32 protein-coding genes are annotated in these 19,417 nt (G+C 61.7%); 23 read left to right on the top strand and 9 right to left on the bottom strand.

Annotated features, from left to right (window positions below; translation table 11 throughout):
- The 5 genes from L5849_RS14555 to pspF all read right to left on the bottom strand — a co-directional run.
- Positions 1–339, bottom strand: a 339-nt coding sequence (locus tag L5849_RS14555) for a translation initiation factor IF-2 associated domain-containing protein (protein ID WP_236926143.1), incomplete at its 3' end; no start/stop codon positions are given.
- Between the two features lie 21 nt (positions 340–360).
- Positions 361–1,086, bottom strand: a complete 726-nt coding sequence (locus L5849_RS14550; protein ID WP_236926142.1) for a DUF448 domain-containing protein — start codon at positions 1,084–1,086, stop codon at positions 361–363.
- Positions 1,067–2,731 carry a transcription termination factor NusA gene (gene nusA / locus L5849_RS14545; protein ID WP_115417380.1) on the bottom strand — a complete coding sequence of 555 codons (1,665 nt, stop codon included), beginning with the start codon at positions 2,729–2,731 and terminating at the stop codon, positions 1,067–1,069. The genes L5849_RS14550 and nusA overlap by 20 nt, the downstream gene beginning before the upstream one ends.
- The gene (gene rimP / locus L5849_RS14540; RefSeq protein WP_115417382.1) at positions 2,731–3,309 is read right to left on the bottom strand and encodes a ribosome maturation protein RimP; all 579 of its coding nucleotides are present in this window, start codon (positions 3,307–3,309) and stop codon (positions 2,731–2,733) included. Before rimP ends, nusA begins: the two co-directional genes overlap by 1 nt.
- A 136-nt stretch (positions 3,310–3,445) precedes the next feature.
- Complete coding sequence (pspF, locus tag L5849_RS14535) at positions 3,446–4,474, bottom strand: phage shock protein operon transcriptional activator (protein WP_115417384.1); 1,029 nt, start codon at positions 4,472–4,474, stop codon at positions 3,446–3,448.
- 167 nt (positions 4,475–4,641) lie between these two features.
- Here pspF and L5849_RS14530 point away from each other — a divergent pair, with 167 nt between their 5' ends.
- The 13 genes from L5849_RS14530 to L5849_RS14470 all read left to right on the top strand — a co-directional run bounded on the left by L5849_RS14530 (position 4,642) and on the right by L5849_RS14470 (position 9,058).
- The gene (locus L5849_RS14530; RefSeq protein ID WP_174223752.1) at positions 4,642–4,794 is read left to right on the top strand and encodes a hypothetical protein; all 153 of its coding nucleotides are present in this window, start codon (positions 4,642–4,644) and stop codon (positions 4,792–4,794) included.
- Positions 4,795–4,796: 2 nt separating this feature from the next.
- Entirely contained in the window at positions 4,797–5,687 is an 891-nt protein-coding gene (gene pspA / locus L5849_RS14525; protein WP_370459236.1) for a phage shock protein PspA, read from the top strand.
- Between the two features lie 4 nt (positions 5,688–5,691).
- A complete protein-coding gene (gene pspB / locus L5849_RS14520) occupies positions 5,692–5,988 on the top strand; it encodes an envelope stress response membrane protein PspB (protein WP_236926141.1) in 297 nt (98 codons plus the stop codon).
- A complete protein-coding gene (pspC, locus tag L5849_RS14515; RefSeq protein ID WP_236926140.1) occupies positions 5,985–6,362 on the top strand; it encodes an envelope stress response membrane protein PspC in 378 nt (125 codons plus the stop codon). The genes pspB and pspC overlap by 4 nt, the downstream gene beginning before the upstream one ends.
- A 23-nt stretch (positions 6,363–6,385) precedes the next feature.
- Complete coding sequence (locus L5849_RS14510) at positions 6,386–6,694, top strand: hypothetical protein (RefSeq protein WP_236926139.1); 309 nt, start codon at positions 6,386–6,388, stop codon at positions 6,692–6,694.
- Entirely contained in the window at positions 6,694–7,002 is a 309-nt protein-coding gene (locus tag L5849_RS14505) for a hypothetical protein (RefSeq protein WP_236926138.1), read from the top strand. Before L5849_RS14510 ends, L5849_RS14505 begins: the two co-directional genes overlap by 1 nt.
- Positions 7,002–7,313 carry a hypothetical protein gene (locus L5849_RS14500; RefSeq protein WP_236926137.1) on the top strand — a complete coding sequence of 104 codons (312 nt, stop codon included), beginning with the start codon at positions 7,002–7,004 and terminating at the stop codon, positions 7,311–7,313. Before L5849_RS14505 ends, L5849_RS14500 begins: the two co-directional genes overlap by 1 nt.
- On the top strand, positions 7,310–7,582 hold the full coding sequence (locus L5849_RS14495) for a hypothetical protein (protein WP_115417394.1): 273 nt from the start codon (positions 7,310–7,312) through the stop codon (positions 7,580–7,582). The genes L5849_RS14500 and L5849_RS14495 overlap by 4 nt, the downstream gene beginning before the upstream one ends.
- 31 nt (positions 7,583–7,613) lie before the next feature.
- Positions 7,614–7,853 carry a hypothetical protein gene (locus L5849_RS14490; protein ID WP_115417395.1) on the top strand — a complete coding sequence of 80 codons (240 nt, stop codon included), beginning with the start codon at positions 7,614–7,616 and terminating at the stop codon, positions 7,851–7,853.
- Positions 7,850–8,026: a hypothetical protein gene (locus tag L5849_RS14485; protein ID WP_236926136.1), complete on the top strand. Its 177-nt coding sequence runs from the start codon at positions 7,850–7,852 to the stop codon at positions 8,024–8,026. Before L5849_RS14490 ends, L5849_RS14485 begins: the two co-directional genes overlap by 4 nt.
- A gap of 41 nt (positions 8,027–8,067) precedes the next feature.
- Positions 8,068–8,475: a SufE family protein gene (locus L5849_RS14480; RefSeq protein ID WP_236926135.1), complete on the top strand. Its 408-nt coding sequence runs from the start codon at positions 8,068–8,070 to the stop codon at positions 8,473–8,475.
- Between the two features lies 1 nt (position 8,476).
- On the top strand, positions 8,477–8,827 hold the full coding sequence (locus tag L5849_RS14475; RefSeq protein ID WP_236926134.1) for a YbaN family protein: 351 nt from the start codon (positions 8,477–8,479) through the stop codon (positions 8,825–8,827).
- 72 nt (positions 8,828–8,899) lie between these two features.
- Positions 8,900–9,058 carry a YqaE/Pmp3 family membrane protein gene (locus tag L5849_RS14470; RefSeq protein WP_115417400.1) on the top strand — a complete coding sequence of 53 codons (159 nt, stop codon included), beginning with the start codon at positions 8,900–8,902 and terminating at the stop codon, positions 9,056–9,058.
- 27 nt (positions 9,059–9,085) lie between these two features.
- Here L5849_RS14470 and L5849_RS14465 read toward each other — a convergent pair whose 3' ends face one another.
- From L5849_RS14465 to L5849_RS14455, 3 genes are all read right to left on the bottom strand, one after another.
- Positions 9,086–9,415 (bottom strand): hypothetical protein, encoded by a 330-nt coding sequence (locus tag L5849_RS14465; protein ID WP_236926133.1) that lies wholly within the window; start codon positions 9,413–9,415, stop codon positions 9,086–9,088.
- Between the two features lie 85 nt (positions 9,416–9,500).
- Positions 9,501–10,019: a sterol desaturase family protein gene (locus tag L5849_RS14460; RefSeq protein ID WP_115417973.1), complete on the bottom strand. Its 519-nt coding sequence runs from the start codon at positions 10,017–10,019 to the stop codon at positions 9,501–9,503.
- A gap of 50 nt (positions 10,020–10,069) precedes the next feature.
- A complete protein-coding gene (locus L5849_RS14455; protein WP_115417403.1) occupies positions 10,070–10,495 on the bottom strand; it encodes a thioesterase family protein in 426 nt (141 codons plus the stop codon).
- 91 nt (positions 10,496–10,586) lie between these two features.
- On the opposite strand from L5849_RS14455, the gene leuC reads away from it, so the two are divergent.
- From leuC to L5849_RS14410, 9 genes are all read left to right on the top strand, one after another.
- Positions 10,587–12,038: a 3-isopropylmalate dehydratase large subunit gene (leuC, locus tag L5849_RS14450; protein ID WP_236926132.1), complete on the top strand. Its 1,452-nt coding sequence runs from the start codon at positions 10,587–10,589 to the stop codon at positions 12,036–12,038.
- Between the two features lie 13 nt (positions 12,039–12,051).
- Positions 12,052–12,210, top strand: coding sequence for an isopropylmalate isomerase (locus L5849_RS14445; RefSeq protein WP_115417406.1), 159 nt, complete (start codon positions 12,052–12,054; stop codon positions 12,208–12,210).
- 26 nt (positions 12,211–12,236) lie between these two features.
- Entirely contained in the window at positions 12,237–13,073 is an 837-nt protein-coding gene (locus L5849_RS14440; RefSeq protein ID WP_236926131.1) for an N-acyl homoserine lactonase family protein, read from the top strand.
- The gene (gene leuD / locus L5849_RS14435; RefSeq protein WP_236926130.1) at positions 13,073–13,678 is read left to right on the top strand and encodes a 3-isopropylmalate dehydratase small subunit; all 606 of its coding nucleotides are present in this window, start codon (positions 13,073–13,075) and stop codon (positions 13,676–13,678) included. The genes L5849_RS14440 and leuD overlap by 1 nt, the downstream gene beginning before the upstream one ends.
- Complete coding sequence (locus tag L5849_RS14430; RefSeq protein ID WP_236926129.1) at positions 13,675–14,673, top strand: NADPH:quinone oxidoreductase family protein; 999 nt, start codon at positions 13,675–13,677, stop codon at positions 14,671–14,673. The genes leuD and L5849_RS14430 overlap by 4 nt, the downstream gene beginning before the upstream one ends.
- A gap of 147 nt (positions 14,674–14,820) precedes the next feature.
- Positions 14,821–15,147, top strand: coding sequence for a DUF1476 domain-containing protein (locus tag L5849_RS14425; RefSeq protein ID WP_115417412.1), 327 nt, complete (start codon positions 14,821–14,823; stop codon positions 15,145–15,147).
- 4 nt (positions 15,148–15,151) lie between these two features.
- Entirely contained in the window at positions 15,152–15,385 is a 234-nt protein-coding gene (locus tag L5849_RS14420) for a BolA/IbaG family iron-sulfur metabolism protein (RefSeq protein ID WP_115417414.1), read from the top strand.
- Positions 15,386–15,422: 37 nt separating this feature from the next.
- On the top strand, positions 15,423–15,752 hold the full coding sequence (gene grxD / locus L5849_RS14415) for a Grx4 family monothiol glutaredoxin (protein WP_115417415.1): 330 nt from the start codon (positions 15,423–15,425) through the stop codon (positions 15,750–15,752).
- 394 nt (positions 15,753–16,146) lie between these two features.
- Positions 16,147–16,929: an NUDIX domain-containing protein gene (locus L5849_RS14410; RefSeq protein ID WP_236926128.1), complete on the top strand. Its 783-nt coding sequence runs from the start codon at positions 16,147–16,149 to the stop codon at positions 16,927–16,929.
- Between the two features lie 19 nt (positions 16,930–16,948).
- Here L5849_RS14410 and L5849_RS14405 read toward each other — a convergent pair whose 3' ends face one another.
- Positions 16,949–18,112, bottom strand: coding sequence for a CaiB/BaiF CoA-transferase family protein (locus tag L5849_RS14405; protein WP_236926127.1), 1,164 nt, complete (start codon positions 18,110–18,112; stop codon positions 16,949–16,951).
- 120 nt (positions 18,113–18,232) lie between these two features.
- Here L5849_RS14405 and L5849_RS14400 point away from each other — a divergent pair, with 120 nt between their 5' ends.
- Positions 18,233–19,411 carry an iron-containing alcohol dehydrogenase gene (locus L5849_RS14400; protein WP_236926126.1) on the top strand — a complete coding sequence of 393 codons (1,179 nt, stop codon included), beginning with the start codon at positions 18,233–18,235 and terminating at the stop codon, positions 19,409–19,411.
- Positions 19,412–19,417: the final 6 nt, after the last annotated feature.

Here is a 19,417-nt window from a genome sequence, read left to right as displayed (position 1 = left end):
CTCGCGCTTGCGCGCTTCCTCTGCGAGACGCAGGCGCTCTTCCTCGGCCTCGCGCTGGAGACGCGCGACGCGCTCTTGAGGGGTTTCTCCGGCAGGAGCCGCTTTCTTCGGCGGAGCCTTCTTGGCAACCGGCGCCGGAGTCGGCTCCGGAGCGGGCGGCGGAGGCGGCGGTGGGGGCGGAGGCGCGGCCTCGCCCGGCTTTACGAGCTTGCGGCGGCGCTTCACCTCGACCGCGACCTTGTTGGTGCGGCCGTGGCTGAAGGTCTGCTTGACCTCGCCCGGCTGCGCGCCCTTCAAGGTCAGCGGTTTACGGGCTGGTTTCTTGTCGTCGTCGCTCATTCTGGCTCGTTTCTCTTCGTCTCAATCGTTCAATTCGTCATCGGCGCGTGCGGAAACGCGCCCATCAGCGGCGGGCAGGTCGTGCCCCAAATAGTGCGTAAGGCGCGCAAAGGCCTTCATCACCCTCGCTGCCGCGGCTTCATCGGCAAGCGCCAGATGGACGACATTGTCGCGGCCCAATGCCACAGACAAAGCGTCCCGGTCCAGAGGCAGTTCGAGACCGCGTTCGCCCGACCCTTCCGATTGGCGCCCCACGCGCCAGGCCTGGTCGAGCTTCTTGCGCCCGTCCTCGCTCGCGTCGCGGGCGTGCAACAGGAGGGCGACCGCCCCGCCGCGCGCCGTTTCGGCGATGCGCTGGGTGCCCAAGATAAGACTTCCCACGCGCATTTCGAGACCCAGCCGGTCGAGCAGGACACGCGTGAGCGCATTCTCGATCAGCTCTGGCAGGTTTTCCGCCAGTTCGAGGTCGCTTGTTTTGAAGGCCCGCGAAAGCGCGCCCTTCAACCTGCCTTTGGCCTGGGCCTCGGCGAGTTCGTCGCGCGAAACCCCGATCCAGGCGCCGCGCCCGGGCGCCTTTTCCTGCGCATCGGGCAGCACCAGTCCAGCGGGCGAGGCCACCAATCGCACGAGCGTGTCGCGCGGGGCCGTCTCCCCGGAGAGGATGCAGCGCCTTTCAGGCTCCGTTTTACGGGGCCGTGGGGCTTCAGCGATGTCGGACGTCAGGCGCTCATTGGGTGGAGTCCGCATCGGCGGCCTCCTGCGTATCGGTCGTCTCGGCGGGGGCCGGAGCTTCCTCTTCGTCTTCGAACCAATGCGCGCGGGCAGCCATGATGATCTCGTTGCCCTGCTCTTCGGTCAGCCCGAATTCGCCCAGCACGCCGCCCTTGTCCTGCTCGCGCATGGGACGGTCGCGGCGCATCGGCGGGCCATCGGAATTGTTGCGGCGGCGCGGCGCTTCGCGCTTCTTCTGAATCAACTCGTCGGTTGCCAGATCGGCCACATCGTCGAGCGTTTTCAGGCCCGCCTTGCCGAGCACGACCAGCATCGCCTCGGTAAGATGCGGCAATTCGGCCAGATCGTCTTCGACCCCAAGTTCGCGGCGTGCCTCGCGGTGCGCAGCCTCCTGGCGGTCGATCGCTTCCTGCGCACGGCTCTGGAGTTCTTCGGCCAGTTCCTCGTCGAAACCTTCGATCCCGGCGAGTTCTTCCAGCTCGACATAGGCGACTTCTTCCAGCTCGGCGAAACCTTCGGCGACGAGTAGCTGCGAGAGCGTTTCATCGACGTCGAGTTCCTCTTCGAACATCTTCGAACGCTCGGCGAATTCCTTCTGGCGCTTCTCCGAGGCTTCTTCCTCGGTCATGATGTCGATCTGGTTGCCGGTCAGCTGGCTGGCGAGGCGCACGTTCTGGCCGCGGCGGCCGATGGCGAGGCTGAGCTGATCGTCGGGAACGACCACTTCGATGCGGCCGTCTTCCTCGTCGAGAACCACGCGGCTGACAGTGGCCGGCTGGAGCGCGTTCACGATAAAGGTCGCGCCATCTTCCGACCAGGGAATGATGTCGATCTTCTCGCCCTGCAGCTCCTGCACCACGGCCTGGACGCGGCTACCCTTCATGCCGACGCAGGCGCCGACGGGATCGATGCTGCTGTCATGGCTGATCACGCCGATCTTGGCGCGGCTGCCCGGATCGCGGGCGGCAGCCTTGATCTCGATGATGCCGTCGTAGATTTCGGGCACTTCCTGCGCGAACAGCTTCTTCATGAAGTCGGGATGCGCGCGGCTGAGGAAAATTTGCGGACCGCGATTGTTGCGTTCGACCTTGGTGATCAGCGCACGGACACGTTCGCCCACACGGGCGGCTTCGCGCGGGATCTGCTGATCGCGGCGGATGACGCCTTCGGCGCGGCCGAGATTGACGATCACATGGCCGAATTCGACCGACTTGATCACGCCGGTGATGACTTCGCCCGCGCGGTCCTTGAACTCTTCGTACTGGCGCTCGCGCTCGGCATCGCGGACCTTCTGGAAGATCACCTGCTTCGCGCTCTGCGCGTCGATGCGGCCCAGATCGACCGGCGGCAGCGGATCGACGATGAAGTCGCCGATCTTGGCGTCGTCCTGAAGCTTCTGCGCCTGTTTGAGGTCGACCTGCTTGAAGTAATCTTCCACTTCTTCGACCACTTCGACCACACGCCACAGGCGCAGATCGCCGGTCTGCGGGTCGAGCTTGGCGCGGATATCGTTTTCCGCGCCGTAACGGTTGCGGGCAGATTTCTGAATCGCCTCTTCCATCGCCTCGATGACGATCGCCTTGTCGATCATCTTTTCCGAAGCGACCGAGTTGGCGATCGCGAGGAGTTCAGCCTTGTTGGCGGAAATGGCACTGGCCATCAGTCGTCTGCCTTTTCTTCGTCAGGAATGTCGGGAGTTTCGACGATTTCGTCGGCACCGCTCGTATCGAGCGGCTGGGTGGCGGCAATAAGCGCGTCGGTCAAGACGAGCTTCGCCGAATGGATCTGATCGCGGGGGATGGATACCTCCCCCGCCTTTCGGTCGTCGATGGCGACCATATCGCCGTCGATGCCCTTCAATTCGCCGCGCATGTTACGCTGCCCGTCATAGCCCTTGACCATCGATATCTTGGCCTCGTGCCCTGCCCATGCAGCGAAGTCCTTCGCGCGGGTCAGCGGACGGTCGATGCCGGGGCTGGATACCTCGAGATGGTAAGCGCCTTCGATCAGCACCTCACCGGCTTCCTCGATCTCGTCGATCCGGTCGGATACACGGCGCGAAAGCGCGGCGCATTGCTCGATGACGAGCTGGCCGGTCGCCGGATCCTCGGCCATGATCTGCAACGCCTCGCCGCCGTCACCGGCTTCGGAGGGCATCATCTTGACGCGCACGAGCTCGAAGCCGAGCGCCTTTGCTTCGGGTTCGATCACTTCGGTCAAGCGTGCCAGATCGGCCATTCAATCTCCAGAATACGCGTTCAATGCGCCTACGGCGTTTCGTGCCGGCCCCTTGCGGCGCCAGCCCCTCCAGTGTCACGACAATGTCGGGATGGGAAGTCAGATAGGCGCGAGTCCCTCGAAAAGCAAGCGACGATCAGCCATCATCGGCGAGAGCATGCTTTTTGATGCAATGGCGTAGTTGGTCGTAAGTCAGCCCCAGCGCCTTGGCGGTCTGTCGCTGGTTCCAGCGATGCTTGCCCAGCGCAAATTCGACGATCTGCCTTTCATGCGCATCGACCGCCGCGCGCAGGTCGTCGATACTCTCGTAATCGGTGCCTTGCAGCGCGGGCTGTGCCGCGGTCGCCGCAATGCCCGCCCTCTCGCCGCTCGGCGGAAGTCCTGCGGGTTTCCAGGGGCTGTCAAAGGGATCGAACACGACGTGTCCGATAGGCTGGCCCCAATCGTCCCAGCGATATGTCGCCCGTTCGACCACATTGCGCAGCTCGCGAACATTGCCGGGCCAATCGTGCTTTTCGAGCTGCTCGGCAACGTGCGGCGCGAATCCGGGCCACCCTTCCCAGCCGAGTTCCGCCGCCATGCGACGGCCGAAATAGTCGGCCAGGACGGCAACGTCCCCATCCCGCACACGCAGGGGCGGCAAGGTGATGACTTCGAAGCTGAGCCGATCGAGCAGGTCGGCGCGAAAATCCCCGCGAGCGGCCTTGGCGGGCAAGTCCTCATTGGTGGCCGCGACGATACGCACATCGACCCGCGTGGGCCGACTCGACCCGATCCGCGTCACTTCCCCATATTCCACGGCGCGCAGCAGCCTTTCCTGCGCGCCCATGGACAAAGTGCCCAGTTCGTCGAGAAATAGCGTCCCCTTGTCGGCTTCTTCGAACCTTCCCGCCCGCACTCTGGTAGCACCGGTAAAAGCCCCAGCTTCGTGACCGAACAATTCGGCCTCGATCAGTGTTTCGGGCAAGGCGGCGCAGTTCATGACCACCAGCGGCTCGTCCCACCGGGTGGAAAGACGATGAAGGCGTTCGGCGATCAGTTCCTTGCCGGTCCCCCGTTCGCCTATGACGAGAACCGGCCGCCGCATAGGTGCCGCACGACTTGCCCGCTCGACCGCATCGAGAAAGGCACCCGATTGGCCGATAAACTGATTTTCCCGCTCCATGACCAAGATATAGGGAAATTTCCCAATGCTTGGCAATAAGAACCAATCCGTGAGTTCGGAAAAATCCTAAAACTGTTGGTTTTCCGCGTTTTTCCCAGTTTGGCACGAGCTTTGCTGAATATTGGACAACAGCAACACCGCCACATGGCCCCAGGGAGGTAACCCAAATGTACAACCGCAGCTTTTTCCGCAGCCAGCTTGGACAGGCTGCCATTGCCAGCATTGCGGCAATGGCCACTTTCGTTCTGCTGAGTTCGCAGATCGCGGTTACCACACCCACACCCGTCGTGGCGGCATACGAACAGGTCGAGATTGCATGACTTTGCCTCCCGACCACGATCCCTTAGGGCCGGAGCGCATCTCCCCCGACAGTCCCAACGGCAACAATGCCGAAGGCGCTTCGGCCCGCCCCCGCTTGTCGCGTATCGAGGAAGAGGTAGAACGGTTGCGCCGCTCCCCGACTCCGACCCGCGACGGCGGACGGTCCAAGGGATCGGACTTTTTTTCCAGTGGAGCACCATTGATGGGCATTTTTAGCCGTACTCGCGATATTATCGCAGCCAATTTCAACGACATGCTCGATAAGGCGGACGACCCCCAGAAGATGATCCGCATGATCATCCTCGAGATGGAGGAGACGCTGGTCGAGGTCCGCGCCAGTGCCGCGCGCACGATTGCTGACCAGAAAGAAATGCATCGCCACTCGGTCAAGCTCGACAAGCTTCAGATCGACTGGAACGAGAAGGCGCAGCTTGCCATTTCGAAGGACCGCGAGGACCTCGCCCGCGCAGCGCTCGTCGAGAAGAAGAAGGCGGCCGACATGAGCGAGCAGCTCAAGCAGGAAATTGCCGTCCTCGACGATGCGCTGCGGGCCTATGAACAGGACATTCAGAAGCTGCAGAACCGCTTGCGCGAAGCACGCAGCCGTCAGACGGCCATCGCCGCCCGGCTCGAAAGTGCGGAGAACCGCGTGAAGCTGCGCAGCCTGATGACCAACGAACGCGTCGACGATGCCCTATCGCGCTTCGACCAGCTCGAGCGCCGGGTCGACTATGCCGAAGGGCGCGCCGATGCGCTGAGCATTGCCGACAAATCGGACAAGCCGAGCCTGTCGGACGAGATCGCCGCGCTGGAGGGCGCCGATGCGATCGACGACGAACTCGAACAGATGAAAAAGGCGCTCGGCAAGAGCAGCGCCGACAAGGAGGACTGAGCCCATGGAAGAGATCATCATCATCCCCGCAATCTTTATCGGGCTTCCGTGGATCATCCTCCACTATATCACCAAGTGGAAGACCTCGGCCACCATCACCACCGATGACGAGGCCCTGCTCGAAGAGCTCTACAGCCTCGCCAAACGTCTCGACGACCGCATGGACACGGTCGAGCGCCTGGTCGCCAGCGACAACCCCGAATTTCGTCCCGCCCGCCTCGTCCATGACAGCGAGCAGGACAATCAGCAGCTGCGCGAACTCGAACAGCTGATGGCCGAGAAAAAAGGAGCAACCAAGTGAACAGCCCCCGTACCACGCTCTACCGCGACAAGCAGAATGCGAAACTGATGGGCGTCTGCTCGGGCATCGCGGACTATACCGGCGTCAACGTTTTCTGGGTCCGCCTGGGCTTCCTCGGCCTGACCTTCATGTCCGGCGGTTCGACCATACCGTTCTATTTCATTGCCGGTCTGCTGCTGAACAAGAAGCCATCGCACCTCTATGTCGATCATGACGAGAGCAAATACTGGCAGCGCGTCCGTCAGAATCCGAAACGCACGGCCCGCGAAATCCGTGCCCGGATGAAGGATGTCGATCGCCGTCTGGCCGATGTCGAGACCTTTTACGTCAGCAGCAATCCGCGGCTGACCGCTGAAATCGAACGCCTCCGCTAAGGCCATCAGGAGGGGGAGGAACCATGGAAAATATCGGCGTATTCATCCCGATCATCGCGCTGATGATCCCGATCGTGGCGATTTGGACCAAGCATCAGCAGAAGCTTGCGCAAATGAACGTCCAGACCACCGCCCAGGCTACCGCCGAAAAGGCCGCGCAATACGCCAGCAAGGTCCAGGACCTTGAAGATCGGGTTCGCGTTCTCGAGCGCATCGTGACCGACAAGGGCTACGACGTGGCGACCCAGATCGAAGCGCTGCGCGACCAGCGCTCTGTCGAGGAACGCGATGGCGGGGTACCGTTGGACATCAAGCAGGGGGAAAGAGCGTAATGGAATTCCTGACCGAAACCGCGATCATCTCCGGCGTCGCCATAATGGCCACAGGCTGGGTGGTTACCACCTGGATGCGGATCAAGAACGGCTACCCGCTCGAAAACAGCTGGGGCAAGGCTGTCTACCCGAAAAACGACCAGGCCGTGGAACGCGTGAAGCTGCTGACCCAGGAGAACGCCGAACTGCGTGCAGAGCTTGGCTCGCTCAAGGATCGGCTCGGTAATGTCGAACGCATCGTGACCGACAGCGGTTATCATCTAACCACCGAATTCGATCGCCTGCGCGATGACAAGGAGGCCAACTGATGGACGGCGATCTGTTCTTGATCTTCGCCTTCATCCTGCTCGCGGGTATCATCATCCTCACTTTCGCCAATGTCACGCACCGGCGCGCCAATGCTCACGAGGAAAAGATGGCCGAGCTGAGGGCGCGCAAGGCCGAAGCCGAAAACGGAGGCGGCATTGCCGCGGCCGACCATCGCAAGCTTGAAGAGCGCATCCGCGTGCTCGAGCGGATCGCGACCGACAGCAATCACGCGCTCGCGTCGCAGATCGAGGAATTGCGCGACCTGCAGGAGATCGAGGACCGCACCGCGCCGCAGGAGTGCACGCAATGAGCGGTTGGGTAATCGTTGCCATTATCGCGATCCTGGTATGGGGTGTAACCCAGTGGAACCGCGCAAGGCATGGTATCGTGACCGATGAATACGGGAATGAAAGCCGTGCAGCATCCGACGATGCCGAAACAAGGCGCGAGATCGAGGAACTGCGCGAACGGATCAAGGTTCTCGAACGAATTGCGACCGACAGCAATTCGCTCGATGCCCGCAAAACGAAGAGGATCGCCGCCGAAATCGAAGCCCTGCGCGACAAGCAGGCGGATTGAGGGCGGCAGGGTTCAAGGAGGACATGAGGTGATGTTCGAACCGACAATGATAATCGCAGGCGCATCGCTGGTCGGTCTGACCATCGTCGCGGGTGCGCTGCTCAGGGCCTGGCATGGCTGGCTTGCCCTGAAACGCCAGGAACTGGAACGCACCCGCGCCAGTGAGGAACACGATGGCGGTTCATCGATCGGTGCCGCACGCATCGAGCTTTCCGACTTGAAGGAGCGGATCAAGAAGCTCGAAGCGATCGCGAGCGGAGTGGATCTGTGAGCGTCGCGCGAACCGACGCCGCGCGAGCGGGTATCGGCCTCGGCAGCGCCATCGCGGTCGCGATCAGTTGGGGCTTGCACAAATCGATCATCTGGGCCGCGATCCAAGGCTTTTTCGGCTGGTTCTATGTGGTCTATTACGCCTTCACCCGTCCCGGCGGCCTGTCCGGCTGAGGCCGATGGACGCTTGCCGACCAGCCCGCTAAGGGCGCGCTATGCGCACACTTTCCGACATTGCCGAAGAATACGAATTTCTCGAGGCCGACGAACGCTATCGGCTTCTGATCGAGCTTGGCCGCGAGCTTGACGACATGCCGCAAGCGCTCAAGACCGATGCCACTCTGGTGCGGGGCTGCAGCGCGCAGGTCTGGGTATATCCCACCGGCACCGACGAGAAACTGCATTTCCTGGCCGACAGCAATGCCGCGATCACGAAAGGGATCGTAGCCTTGGTGATTTCCGCCGTGCAGGACAAGCCCGCAGGCGAAGTCGCGCAAATGGATATCGCCGCGGCACTCGAACCCTTCGACCTCAAGAACCAGCTTTCCAGCAACCGCACCCAAGGCGTGCCCAATATGATCGCACTGGTGAAAGAACACGCCGCGCGCATCGCAGCGGGATGATATGAAGCGCCCGGTCTATAAGGGTCTGGGCTTCGCCGCGCTGGGATTGGGCGCGGTCGGGGCGGCGCTGCCGATCGTACCGACGGTGCCGTTCCTCTTGCTCGCCGTCTATTTCTTTGCCCGGTCGAGCCCGGAACTGGAACAGAAAATCCTCGACCATCCGCATTGGGGCCCGCAGGTGAAGGATTGGCGCGAACGCCGCGCGATCAGTCGCCGCGCCAAAACGATGGCGATCGGCGCCATGGCGACCGGTGCGGTGTTCACATGGTACACGCTGGGCCATCCCTGGTACTGGATATCCATAGCCATACTCGTCATCTGCGGGGGCTGGATCGCAACGCGCAACGAGTAACTCCCGGAACCGGGCAGCTTCTAAGCCGTTGAATCGACGAACGGCGGGAGGGTAGACGAAAGGACACCCTCAATGGCAATTCTCATTCTGATCGCGACCATCTTGCTGCCCCCGCTCGGTGTTGCCCTAAAACACGGCCTCGGCGGGACGACGCTTCTGAACCTCGTGCTCACGCTGCTCGGGTTCATTCCGGGTCTGATTCACGGGCTGTACGTCAATTACGCGAAGTAACCCTGCGCAAGATATGGTCGGTTAAACCTAGAAGAGCATTCCCGAGGCCGGGACCGTTTGCGCGGTCTCGGCCTTTTCCATGGCCGCCACCTGCTCCTCGCGGTACATTTCGAATGTCCCGTTCATATCGAACAGGCTCCACACTCCCGAGACGACCATTCCATCGCCGGAGAGCTGCCCGACATAGTCGACCGGATTTTCGTAGCCTTCCACAGGATCGATATAGGTCTTGGTGAAATCGACCGATCGGCCCTGGCGATGGCCGGAAATCTCGGCACCGATTGTCCGTTCTGGCTGGAACAAATCCGGTTCGATCACCGAGCCGGAAAACCGTCCGCCCTTGTCCGATATACGCACACGAAACGGCGTGATTGCCAGGCCTCCGGGATAGCTGAAGCTGCCATCCCAATCGCCGGACAGGTCGAGCGGGTCGGAGATGGGCTCAGGCTCCGGCGCTTTCGCGGACCACGGCGATCCCTGCTTCGCGCTGGCGCCTGAGTTCCGCTTTCAGCTTGGCCGGATCGCGCGCGAAAACGAAGCCGAAGCTCACCCCGCCTTCCTTGCCGACAGTTGCATGATGCAGCTTATGCGCCTGAACCAGGCGCTTGGCATATCCCTTTTTCGGGACCCATCTGAAATAGCGCTGATGGACGAGCCCATCATGCACCAAGGTATAAATGACGCCGTAAAACAGGATGCCGAGGCCGATCCACGTGCCCGGCCACCAAGCATTTTTCCCCATCACCCACTCGCTGCCCAGCGCGAACATCGAAATGCTCATCGCCGCGCCCACGATAGCGTAGAGATCGTTCTTTTCGAACATGTTATCGTGCGGCTCGTGATGGTCGCGGTGCCAGCCCCAGCCGAAACCATGCATGATGTATTTGTGGCTTGCCCACGCCACCCATTCCATCGCGAAAATGGTGGCGAGCACGAGAAGGGCGGGAACCAGGAAATCCATGATGTCGGTATAAAGGCTATCGCCTCGCAGGCAAAGCCCACTTGCAAGCACTATTCGTCGGCAAAGGGTTCCTGCTTGCGCGGAAGACCAAAGAAGGTTTCCGCCACATCGCGGCTGATGCGCGCAGGCCGCAGGCTTTCGGCATCGATGCAGCACCACATGCTTTTCACCTCGGCGAGCACATCCTCGCCGCGGCGGATCACCGTATTATAGAAACTGCGCGCGCCGGCGATCTTTTCGAGCACCGTTTCGGCGATCACCTCGTCATCGAGAAACGCGGGTTTCCGGTAGGTGATTTCGTGTTTCAGCGCGACCCAGGCCTTGCTGGCCACCTCTTCCGCGGGGGCCAGCTTTTGCCAGTGCGCCAGAACCGTATCCTGCACCCAGTTCAGATAGCGCGCATTGTTCACGTGCCCCATGAAGTCGATGTCCGAGGGAATCACTTTGATCGGGAAGGAAAATGGCTTTGCTGACATGTCTGTTAATAGAGCAGAGATAGGTTAAGTTTGGAAGACTCTGGATTTGCCTTTTTGCAGGCGTGGCAAAGCTGCCGCACACTCCGCCCCGATGGCCAGCAAACCGCGCACACTCTACGAGAAGATCTGGGACAGCCACGTTGTCGAACGGCTCGATGACGGAACCTGCCTGATCTATATCGACCGCCACCTCGTTCACGAGGTCACCAGCCCGCAAGCCTTCGAGGCGCTGCGCCTCGCAGGTCGCAAGGTGCGGCGTCCCGATCTTACCCTTGCCGTTCCCGACCATAACCTGCCCACGACGGCGCGCGTGGCGGCGGACGGATCGCGGCTTCCGATCGAGGATGCGCAAAGCGCCGCGCAGCTTGCCGCGCTGGAACGCAACGCACCGTCTTTCGGCATCGACTATATCGATGCGGTCGCGCCCGAGCAGGGAATCGTTCACGTCGTCGGGCCGGAGCAGGGCTTTTCGCTGCCGGGCGCGACCATCGTCTGCGGCGACAGCCACACCGCCGCGCATGGCGGCGTGGGGGCGCTGGCCTTCGGCATCGGAACGAGCGAGGTCGAGCATGTGCTCGCCACGCAGACTCTCCAGCTACGCCAGTCGAAATCGATGGAGGTGCGCGTCGAAGGCACGCTCGGCCCCGGCGTTACTCCGAAGGATCTGATCCTGCACATTATCGGGGTGATCGGAACCGCTGGCGGCACCGGCCATGTGATCGAATATCGCGGGCGTGTTTTCGAGGAGATGAGCGTCGAGGGCCGCCTGACCGTCTGCAATATGAGCATCGAAGGCGGTGCGCGCGCCGGCCTGATCGCGCCCGACGACAAGGTGTTCGCTTATCTCGAAGGCAAGCCCTACGCGCCCAAGGGCCAGGACTGGAGTCGCGCCGTGGAATGGTGGCGTTCGCTCGCCACCGACGAGGGGGCGACCTTCGACAAGTCGATCGTCATCGATGCCGTCGATGTCGAGCCGACGGTCAGTTGGGGCACGAGCCCCGAAGACGTCGTGCCCGTGGGCGGCCGCGTCCCTTCCCCCGACAGTTTCGCGGATCCATCCAAGCAGGAGGCAGCCAGGAAAAGCCTCGATTACATGGGCCTCGCGCCTGAAACGCTGATCGAGGACATCGCGGTCGAGAACATCTTTATCGGAAGCTGCACCAACAGCCGGATCGAAGATTTGCGCGCCGCCGCGGAAGTGCTGAGCGGACGCACCAAGGCGCCAAGCGTGCGCTGGGCCATCGTGGTGCCCGGTTCGGGGCTTGTGAAGCGACAGGCGGAAGCCGAGGGACTCGATCGCATTTTCACGAATGCGGGGTTCGAATGGCGCGAACCGGGCTGTTCCGCCTGTCTCGCGATGAACCCGGACAAGGTCCCGCCGGGCGAACGCTGCGCTTCGACCAGCAACCGCAATTTCGTCGGGCGCCAGGGGCCGGGGGCGCGAACGCATCTCGTCAGCCCCGCCATGGCCGCCGCCGCCGCTGTCACCGGGCGCCTCACCGATGTACGCAAGCTGCCCCCTTGCCAAGCCGATGACGGCTAACCATTGAGGGAACATGACCAAAAAGCTTTCCGGAAAAGCCGCTATCGCCGGAGCCATCGGCTCCGCCGCCGTCGCCGCAGCCCTGCTCTATGCGAACAAGCGCAAGGAAAGGAAGAACGCCCCGAAACAGCCGGGGCCTATTCCCTCGGGGGAGAATCCCGAAACCGATTGAGTTCGCACGCCAAGGGGGAGAGAAACATGTCGCCGAAATCAATTTTGCTGGCCACGCTGCTGGCGGGCCTTGGCATGCCGGCCGCGGCACAAACCGAACCGGACATCGAGATGTGGCGGCTCGATTGCGGCACGATCGAACTCAGCGACACCGCACCGTTTTCCGACACGCATCTCTACGATGGCGAAACCCGCACCCTGGCGGATAGCTGTTACCTGATACGCAACGGCGACAGGTATCTCTTGTGGGATACCGGCCTGCCCGCGGCGCTGAAGGGTGCCAGCACGACACAGTGGGTTTTCACGCTGAGCATCGACAAGACCATTGCGGAGCAACTCGCCGAAATCGAGCTGACACCGTCCGACATCACTTTCGTCGGCATCAGCCATTATCATGACGATCACATAGGCCAGGCGGCAGGCTTTCCCGATGCAGAGCTGCTGATCGGGCGCGGCGATGCGGAAGCCGTCGCTTCGGGCCGGATGGAAGCAACCCGTGCCCAGCTCGCCCCATGGCTTGCCGACGGTGCCAGTGGTAAAGTGACGCGTATTGCCGCCGATCACGACGTGTTCGGCGACGGTTCCGTGCGTATGGTGGCGATGCACGGCCACACGCCGGGGCATAAATCGCTCGTGGTCGAGCTCCCGCAATCGGGCACCTTCATGCTCACCGGCGATCTCTATCATTTCGAAGAGCAGATCGAAAACAAGGGCGTCCCTGTCTTCAATACCGATCGGGCGGACACGCTCGCATCGTTCCACCGGTTCAACCAGATGGCCGACAATCTCGATGCGACCATCGTGATCCAGCACGATCCCCGCCATCTCGACCGGCTGCCCACCTTTCCCAAGAGCGCCAGATAATGAAAGCTGTCTCGACCATCGAAGGCCGCGCGATTCCGCTCGGCCTCAAGAATATCGATACCGACGTGATCATTCCCGCGCACTGGCTCAAGACCGTCAGCCGCGAAGGCCTTGGCAAGGGTGCGTTCGAAACCATCCGCGCGGCGCCGGACAATCCCTTCGACGTGGGGGATTTCGCCCATGCGCCGATCCTTATCGCGGGCGACAATTTCGGCTGCGGGTCGAGCCGTGAACATGCGGCATGGGCCATGCTCGACATGGGTCTGACCGCGGTCATCGCGCCGAGCTTTTCCGACATCTTCGCGGGCAATGCCTTCAAGAACGGCATCCTTGCAGTCGAATTGCCGCAGGAACAGGTCGACCGCCTGCTCGAGGTCGCGAAGGATCAGCCAATCGCGATCGACCTCGAAAACCAGGTCGTCACGACCCCGTTTCAGGATCGCTTCACCTTCCAGATCGACCCGTTCCGCAAGCGCTGCCTGCTCGAAGGGCTCGACGAAATCGGCCTGACGCTCGGCAGCGAGAGCGCGATCACGAAACACGAACAAATGCGCGAGGGCGCCATGCCCTGGCTCGATAAACCAAGCAGGAGAGATGCAGCGTGAAGGCAGTCCTTTCAAAGGAAGTCGGTGGCCCGGAAACCCTCGTCGTCGAGGATGTCGACGAGCCGACGCCCGGCAAGGGTGAGGTTTTGGTCAAGGTCGCTGCCTGCGCAATCAATTTTCCCGACACGCTGATCATTCGCGATCTGTATCAGTTCAAGCCATCCCGTCCTTTTGCGCCGGGGGGCGAGATTTCCGGCACCATCGAGGCACTGGGCGAAGGGGTCGAAGGCTTCGCCGTGGGCGACAAGGTCATGTGCGGCGTCGGCAATGGCGGCTTGCAGGAAAAGGTCGCCGTGGCAGCCGCCCGCCTGTTCAAGGTGCCCGACGGGATCGACCTGGTGAAAGCCAGCGCCCTGCTGATGACTTACGGTACGACCATTCACGGGCTCAAGGATCGCGGCGAGATCAAGGAAGGCGAGACCGTACTCGTGCTGGGCGCCGCGGGCGGTGTCGGCCTGTCGGCGGTCGAACTGGCCAAGGCCTATGGTTGCCGCGTGGTGGCAGCGGTCTCGACCGAGGAGAAAGGCGAAGTTGCCAGGAAGGCGGGGGCCGACGAAGTCGTGATCTACCCACGCGCACCTTTCGACAAGGACACTTCCAAACAGCTTGCAGGCGACTTCAAGGCGGCGGTCGGTCCGAACGGTGCCGATATCGTCTACGACATCGTTGGCGGCGACTATTCCGAACCCGCGCTGCGTTCGATCGCCTGGGAAGGCCGCTTCCTCGTCGTCGGGTTTCCGGCGGGAATCGCCAAGATGCCGCTCAACCTGACCCTGTTGAAGAGCTGCGACATCCGGGGTGTGTTCTGGGGCGCCTTCACGGCGCGCGAACCTGAACGCAACCAGGCGAATATCGAGGAACTCTTCGATCTGTGGAAGGCCGGCAAGATCGAGCCTCTGGTAAGCGAAACCTACCCCATCGAGCGCGCGCATGAAGCCATCGCGAAGCTGGAGAACCGGGGCGCTATCGGCAAGCTCGTCGTCACGATGGAATAGCTGTTTCCGCTGCTGCGGCGGCGAGAATATCCGGTTCGCATGGCGCGGGATTGTTGCAAGCCGCGCCTTGGCGGGGACTCATCTCTTGTTTCACACGCCGCCCGCGCCTATTCCGGCCTCGCAAGATTCCATCCCGAGAGGACTGACATGACCGATTTCAAGGATCGCGAGCGCGGCGAGGAAGCCAAGTTCGCTTTCGACGAGGAAAATGCTTTCAAAATCGCCGCCCGCCGCAATCGCTTGGTCGGTGAATGGGCCGCCGGGAAGATGGGCCTGACCCAGGAAGAGACGGATGCCTATAAAAAGGCGGTCGTGCAGGCGGACTTCGAGGAAGCGGGCGACGAAGACGTGATCCGCAAACTGCTGGGCGATCTCACGGCTGCCGAATGCGATGTAAGCGAATCCGACATCCGCGCGAAGCTGGAAGAATGCGCCATCGAGGCGCGCCGCCAGTTCATGAGCGAGCGGAACTGACACAATGCCGATGGCTGCGGACGACATCGTGACGCTGATCGAAGAGGCACTTCCGGGCGCGGTCGTGGAAATGCGCGATCTGGCAGGCGATAACGATCACTGGGCTGCGAAGGTCACGGCTCCGCAATTCGCGGGGCTCACTCGAGTTAAGCAGCACAAGCTGGTTTACGATGCCCTCGGAGAGCGAATGGGCGGCGAACTGCACGCCTTGCAACTGACGACTCAAGCCCCCACCTGAACCCGACAGGTCAAATTCTATATAAAGGACGGACCCGATGTCCGACACCAACCAGCGCATCGCCGATATCGTCGGCGGCAACGATGTCGTCCTCTTCATGAAGGGCACCCCGCTGTTTCCGCAATGCGGCTTTTCGAGCCGCGCGGTGGCGATTCTCGACCATTGCGGTGTCGCCTATGACAGTGTCGATGTCCTTCAGGACATGGAAATCCGCCAGGGAATCAAGAGCTATTCGGACTGGCCGACCATTCCCCAGCTCTATGTGAAGGGCGAATTCGTCGGCGGTAGCGATATCATGATGGAGATGTTCGAGGCTGGCGAGCTTCAGCAGATGATGGACGACAAGCAGGTCGCCAAAGCGTCCTGATCTTTTCCGCCCCGCGAGACGGCTCGATCCAAAGCTATATGGGGTAATTGCCTTCGTAGGGTTCCATGGGTGGCGACACGCCTCGCCTCTGTCCCCTTCGAACCATTGCCCTGAGACCCAAACGGGTAAGGCCCGCACGGTTAGACTTCCGTGCGGGCCTTTATGCGTCTCGGGTGTCGGGTTTGGAGACCTTTGGGCTGACACCCCCGTTTGAAGATCTGAACGGGACGTACGGATAGAATGCACAGGGTATGCCAAAATCGGGAAGTCGGACGAATTCCGCGAATTACATGCTTAACGCCCTTTTCGGCGTATCGCTTAATGTAAAGAATGTCGACAGTATCGCGATACCTTTGCCCTTGGCAATGCGCCCGCCTCCGGCCACTACGTGAACATGAATGAGCAAAGCGATACCGGGTCCGAGGGCATCCCCGCAGCAACTGTGGTCATCTTTCGCAATGCCCCGCAAGGCGGTCCTCCGCAGCTCCTGATGACCATCCGTTCGCGCGAAATGGTCTTTGCCGGGGGTATGGCGGTTTTTCCCGGCGGGCGGGTGGATCCGGCCGATTTCGATCTCGGTGCCGCAGTGGGCGGCCCGCTGGACCCGGAGGAAGCCGCCCATCAAGTGGCGGTGGTGCGCGAAACGCTGGAAGAAACGGGCCTGGTCATCGGCCTGTCCGGCGAGATCGACGCTGCAAAGGCGCGTGCGGCCCGCAATTTCCTGCAGGAGACCGGCGAACTCTCGTCGGTGCTCGATCATTTCGGCTGGGAACTGGAGCTCGACCAGCTTGTGCCTTTCGCCCGCTGGTTTCCGAAAAACGAGAATATTCCGCGCGTGTACGATACGCGTTTCTACCTTGCCGATCTGGGCACCGGCGCGGTCGAGATCGAGGCCGATCTTTCGGAAAACACGCATCTTTTCTGGACCACCGCCCAAGGGGCGCTCGACGCCGCGGAGAAGGGCGACATCAAGATCATTTTCCCTACCCGCCGCAATCTCGAGCGGCTCGCGCAGTTCGACAGCTTCGCCGAGGCCAAGGCGCAGGCCGAGGCTATCCCAGTGCGCACGATCACGCCCCATATGGGCGAACGCGACGGGAAGACCTGGCTCGAGATCGGCGAAGATCTCGGCTATCCTGTTACGGCAGAACCCCTGACAACGGTCGCGCGTAGCTGAAGAGCGAATATATCAGCCCCTAGGCGGGCAGGTTCGCCGTCCCGGCCACACCCCACCGTTCGAGAACGGCCCGCACATCCGCGGCCTCCTCGACCGTTTCCGGGGGTGTCCGCACAGGCGATCGGGAAAATCGCGGTGCAGGACGCGGCTGGAAAGCCGCCTTTCCGGAAATCAGCGAACCGCGGGTATCATTCGTCGTGCTCGTCGCGGCTTCTTGAAGCGTGAGAACGGGTGTTACGCAGGCATCGCGATCGGCAAACCGCGTTTCCCATTCCCGCATCGGTCGCCTCTTGATGATGGACGCGATCGATGCGGCACGGTCGGGCCAATGCCGTGGGTTCAGATGGTCGGGAAAATCCTCCGTCCGCAAGCCGAGACCCGCAATGAACGCATCGTGAAATGGTTTTTCCAGCGCGCCAACCGCGATATGGCGTTCATCGGCGGTTCCATAGCAGCGATAGAAATAGGCGCTTCCATCGAGGAGGTTTCCCCCTCGACCCGGAAACCACTGACCCATCTGCATCCAGCCGGCCAATTGCGTCATCAGAACGCTTATTCCGTCTATCATGGCGACGTCGAGCACCTGCCCCATGCCGGACCTTTGGCGTTCTTGCAGCGCGGCCAGCACTCCCATGGCAAGGAACATGCCGCCGCCGCCGAAATTCCCGACGAGATTGAGGGGCGGTGTCGGCGGGCCGTCAAACGGCCCGATCGGAAAGAGCCCGCCGCTCAGAGCAAGATAATTGATGTCGTGCCCGGCTTTCCGGCTGAGCGGCCCATCCTGCCCCCACCCGCTCATGCGCGTATAAACCAGCCGCTCGTTCAGGCTGCATAATTCGTCGGGACCCAACCCCAGGCGCTCCATTGTGCCGGGGCGATAGCCTTCGATGAGAACATCGGCTTTGCGGACGAGGTCGAGGACCAGATCACGCGCCCCTTCCGATTTGAGGTCGAGCGAGATGGTGGGTCTTCCCCGGAAAATGAAATCGAATTTGGCATCTCCGCCCAATGGATTGATCGTTCCGGCGCGTTGAATGCGAATGCATTCGGCTCCGAGGTCTGCGAGCAGCATCGCCCCGAACGGGGTAGGCCCCAGCCCGGAGAATTCGAGAACCCTCATCCCGGCCAGAGGCATCGCCCCCTTCGCCTCCGAATTGGCCACATCGGCCTGCATTTCGCTCATATCGTCTCCCAAGAATATTCCCGTAAGTTGAAAAATATACTAGCCAGTATATACTTTGCCTGTCACTATTCCAAAAGACGACCCGCGAAAAGCGGGCATCGACAGAGGAGAGGATTCGAGATGGGAAGCGTCATACCCAGCGAGCTACGGTTCACCCGAACCGAACGTGTCACCATGGGCCAACCGGCGGCAGATGCCCTGCTGGATCAAGCACAGGCCATGAATTGCCGGAAAGTATTTCTCATCGCCTCCTCTACCCTGAGGGAGAAGACCGAGGAAATCTCCAAGATCGAGAAGGCCCTCGGCTCGCGCCATGCGGGGACGTTCAGCGGCATAGCACCGCACGCCCCGCGCGCCGATGTGCTTGCAGCCACCGAGGCCGCGCGTGATGCCGGTGCCGATCTTATCGTATCGATCGGCGGAGGGTCGGCGACCGATGCGGCCAAGATCGTCAGCCTGCTCGTCAAGCATGACGTCCGCACGGTGGAGGATTTCGAACCCCTGCGCACCTATGTCAGCGAAGAGGGCGAGGTCATCAATCCGATCACGGTTGGCCCCGACATTCCGGTCATCTGCGTGCCGACCACATTATCCGGCGGGGAATTCAACGCTCTTTCGGGCTGTACCGACGAAGGCACCCAGCACAAGCAGGCCTACGAGCATCGCGACATGGCACCGGTCATGGTGGTGCTGGACCCCGCGATCACGATGCACACCCCCGCATGGCTCTGGCTTTCCACCGGCGTTCGTTCGGTGGACCATGCCATCGAAACGCTGTCCTCCGACAAATCCAACGATTTCGCCGATGGGCTTGCCGAAAGCGCGCTCAAACTGCTGGTCGAAGGCCTCCCCCGGGTCAAAGCCGATCCGAATGATCTGGAGGCGCGCCTGAAATGCCAGATTGGCGCCTGGCAATCGATGATCAGTATCATCGGGGGCGTGCCGATGGGGGCCAGTCACGCGATCGGCCACATTCTGGGCGGGACATGCGATGTGCCGCACGGCCACTGTTCGTGCGTCATGGCGCCTTACGTCCTCCAATGGAATGCGGAATATGACGATAGCCGCCAGCATCGCACGCTGGCCATTCTCGGCAACACGCATCCTACCGCGGCACAAGCGCTGGACGCCTTCATTCGCGGGCTCGGCATGCCCCGCACGCTGGGCGAGGTCGGAGTGGACCAGGCGCAATTCCGGCAAATCGCCGAATACACGCTGCTCGACATCTGGGGCCGGACCAATCCGCGCCCGGTGAGAACCGCCGAGGACGTAATGCAAATCCTGAATCTGGCAGCTTGAGGGGGC

This window comes from Erythrobacter sp. SN021 (assembly GCF_021864455.1).
This window is presented reverse-complemented; position numbering and strand designations above follow the sequence as displayed.

Coding starts and splice junctions, on each gene's coding strand:
- L5849_RS14490 (WP_115417395.1), top strand. CDS start 7,614: ATGTTCGAACCGACAATGATAATCGCAGGCGCATCGCTGGTCGGTCTG.
- L5849_RS14420 (WP_115417414.1), top strand. CDS start 15,152: ATGCCGATGGCTGCGGACGACATCGTGACGCTGATCGAAGAGGCACTT.
- L5849_RS14445 (WP_115417406.1), top strand. CDS start 12,052: ATGACCAAAAAGCTTTCCGGAAAAGCCGCTATCGCCGGAGCCATCGGC.
- grxD (WP_115417415.1), top strand. CDS start 15,423: ATGTCCGACACCAACCAGCGCATCGCCGATATCGTCGGCGGCAACGAT.
- L5849_RS14475 (WP_236926134.1), top strand. CDS start 8,477: ATGAAGCGCCCGGTCTATAAGGGTCTGGGCTTCGCCGCGCTGGGATTG.
- pspF (WP_115417384.1), bottom strand. CDS start 4,474: ATGGAGCGGGAAAATCAGTTTATCGGCCAATCGGGTGCCTTTCTCGAT.
- L5849_RS14470 (WP_115417400.1), top strand. CDS start 8,900: ATGGCAATTCTCATTCTGATCGCGACCATCTTGCTGCCCCCGCTCGGT.
- leuD (WP_236926130.1), top strand. CDS start 13,073: ATGAAAGCTGTCTCGACCATCGAAGGCCGCGCGATTCCGCTCGGCCTC.
- leuC (WP_236926132.1), top strand. CDS start 10,587: ATGGCCAGCAAACCGCGCACACTCTACGAGAAGATCTGGGACAGCCAC.
- L5849_RS14455 (WP_115417403.1), bottom strand. CDS start 10,495: ATGTCAGCAAAGCCATTTTCCTTCCCGATCAAAGTGATTCCCTCGGAC.
- L5849_RS14495 (WP_115417394.1), top strand. CDS start 7,310: ATGAGCGGTTGGGTAATCGTTGCCATTATCGCGATCCTGGTATGGGGT.
- L5849_RS14550 (WP_236926142.1), bottom strand. CDS start 1,086: ATGCGGACTCCACCCAATGAGCGCCTGACGTCCGACATCGCTGAAGCC.
- L5849_RS14440 (WP_236926131.1), top strand. CDS start 12,237: ATGTCGCCGAAATCAATTTTGCTGGCCACGCTGCTGGCGGGCCTTGGC.
- L5849_RS14510 (WP_236926139.1), top strand. CDS start 6,386: ATGGAAAATATCGGCGTATTCATCCCGATCATCGCGCTGATGATCCCG.
- rimP (WP_115417382.1), bottom strand. CDS start 3,309: ATGGCCGATCTGGCACGCTTGACCGAAGTGATCGAACCCGAAGCAAAG.
- L5849_RS14425 (WP_115417412.1), top strand. CDS start 14,821: ATGACCGATTTCAAGGATCGCGAGCGCGGCGAGGAAGCCAAGTTCGCT.
- nusA (WP_115417380.1), bottom strand. CDS start 2,731: ATGGCCAGTGCCATTTCCGCCAACAAGGCTGAACTCCTCGCGATCGCC.
- L5849_RS14460 (WP_115417973.1), bottom strand. CDS start 10,019: ATGGATTTCCTGGTTCCCGCCCTTCTCGTGCTCGCCACCATTTTCGCG.
- L5849_RS14480 (WP_236926135.1), top strand. CDS start 8,068: ATGCGCACACTTTCCGACATTGCCGAAGAATACGAATTTCTCGAGGCC.
- L5849_RS14505 (WP_236926138.1), top strand. CDS start 6,694: ATGGAATTCCTGACCGAAACCGCGATCATCTCCGGCGTCGCCATAATG.
- pspB (WP_236926141.1), top strand. CDS start 5,692: ATGGAAGAGATCATCATCATCCCCGCAATCTTTATCGGGCTTCCGTGG.
- L5849_RS14530 (WP_174223752.1), top strand. CDS start 4,642: ATGTACAACCGCAGCTTTTTCCGCAGCCAGCTTGGACAGGCTGCCATT.
- L5849_RS14500 (WP_236926137.1), top strand. CDS start 7,002: ATGGACGGCGATCTGTTCTTGATCTTCGCCTTCATCCTGCTCGCGGGT.
- L5849_RS14400 (WP_236926126.1), top strand. CDS start 18,233: ATGGGAAGCGTCATACCCAGCGAGCTACGGTTCACCCGAACCGAACGT.
- L5849_RS14410 (WP_236926128.1), top strand. CDS start 16,147: ATGAATGAGCAAAGCGATACCGGGTCCGAGGGCATCCCCGCAGCAACT.
- L5849_RS14405 (WP_236926127.1), bottom strand. CDS start 18,112: ATGAGCGAAATGCAGGCCGATGTGGCCAATTCGGAGGCGAAGGGGGCG.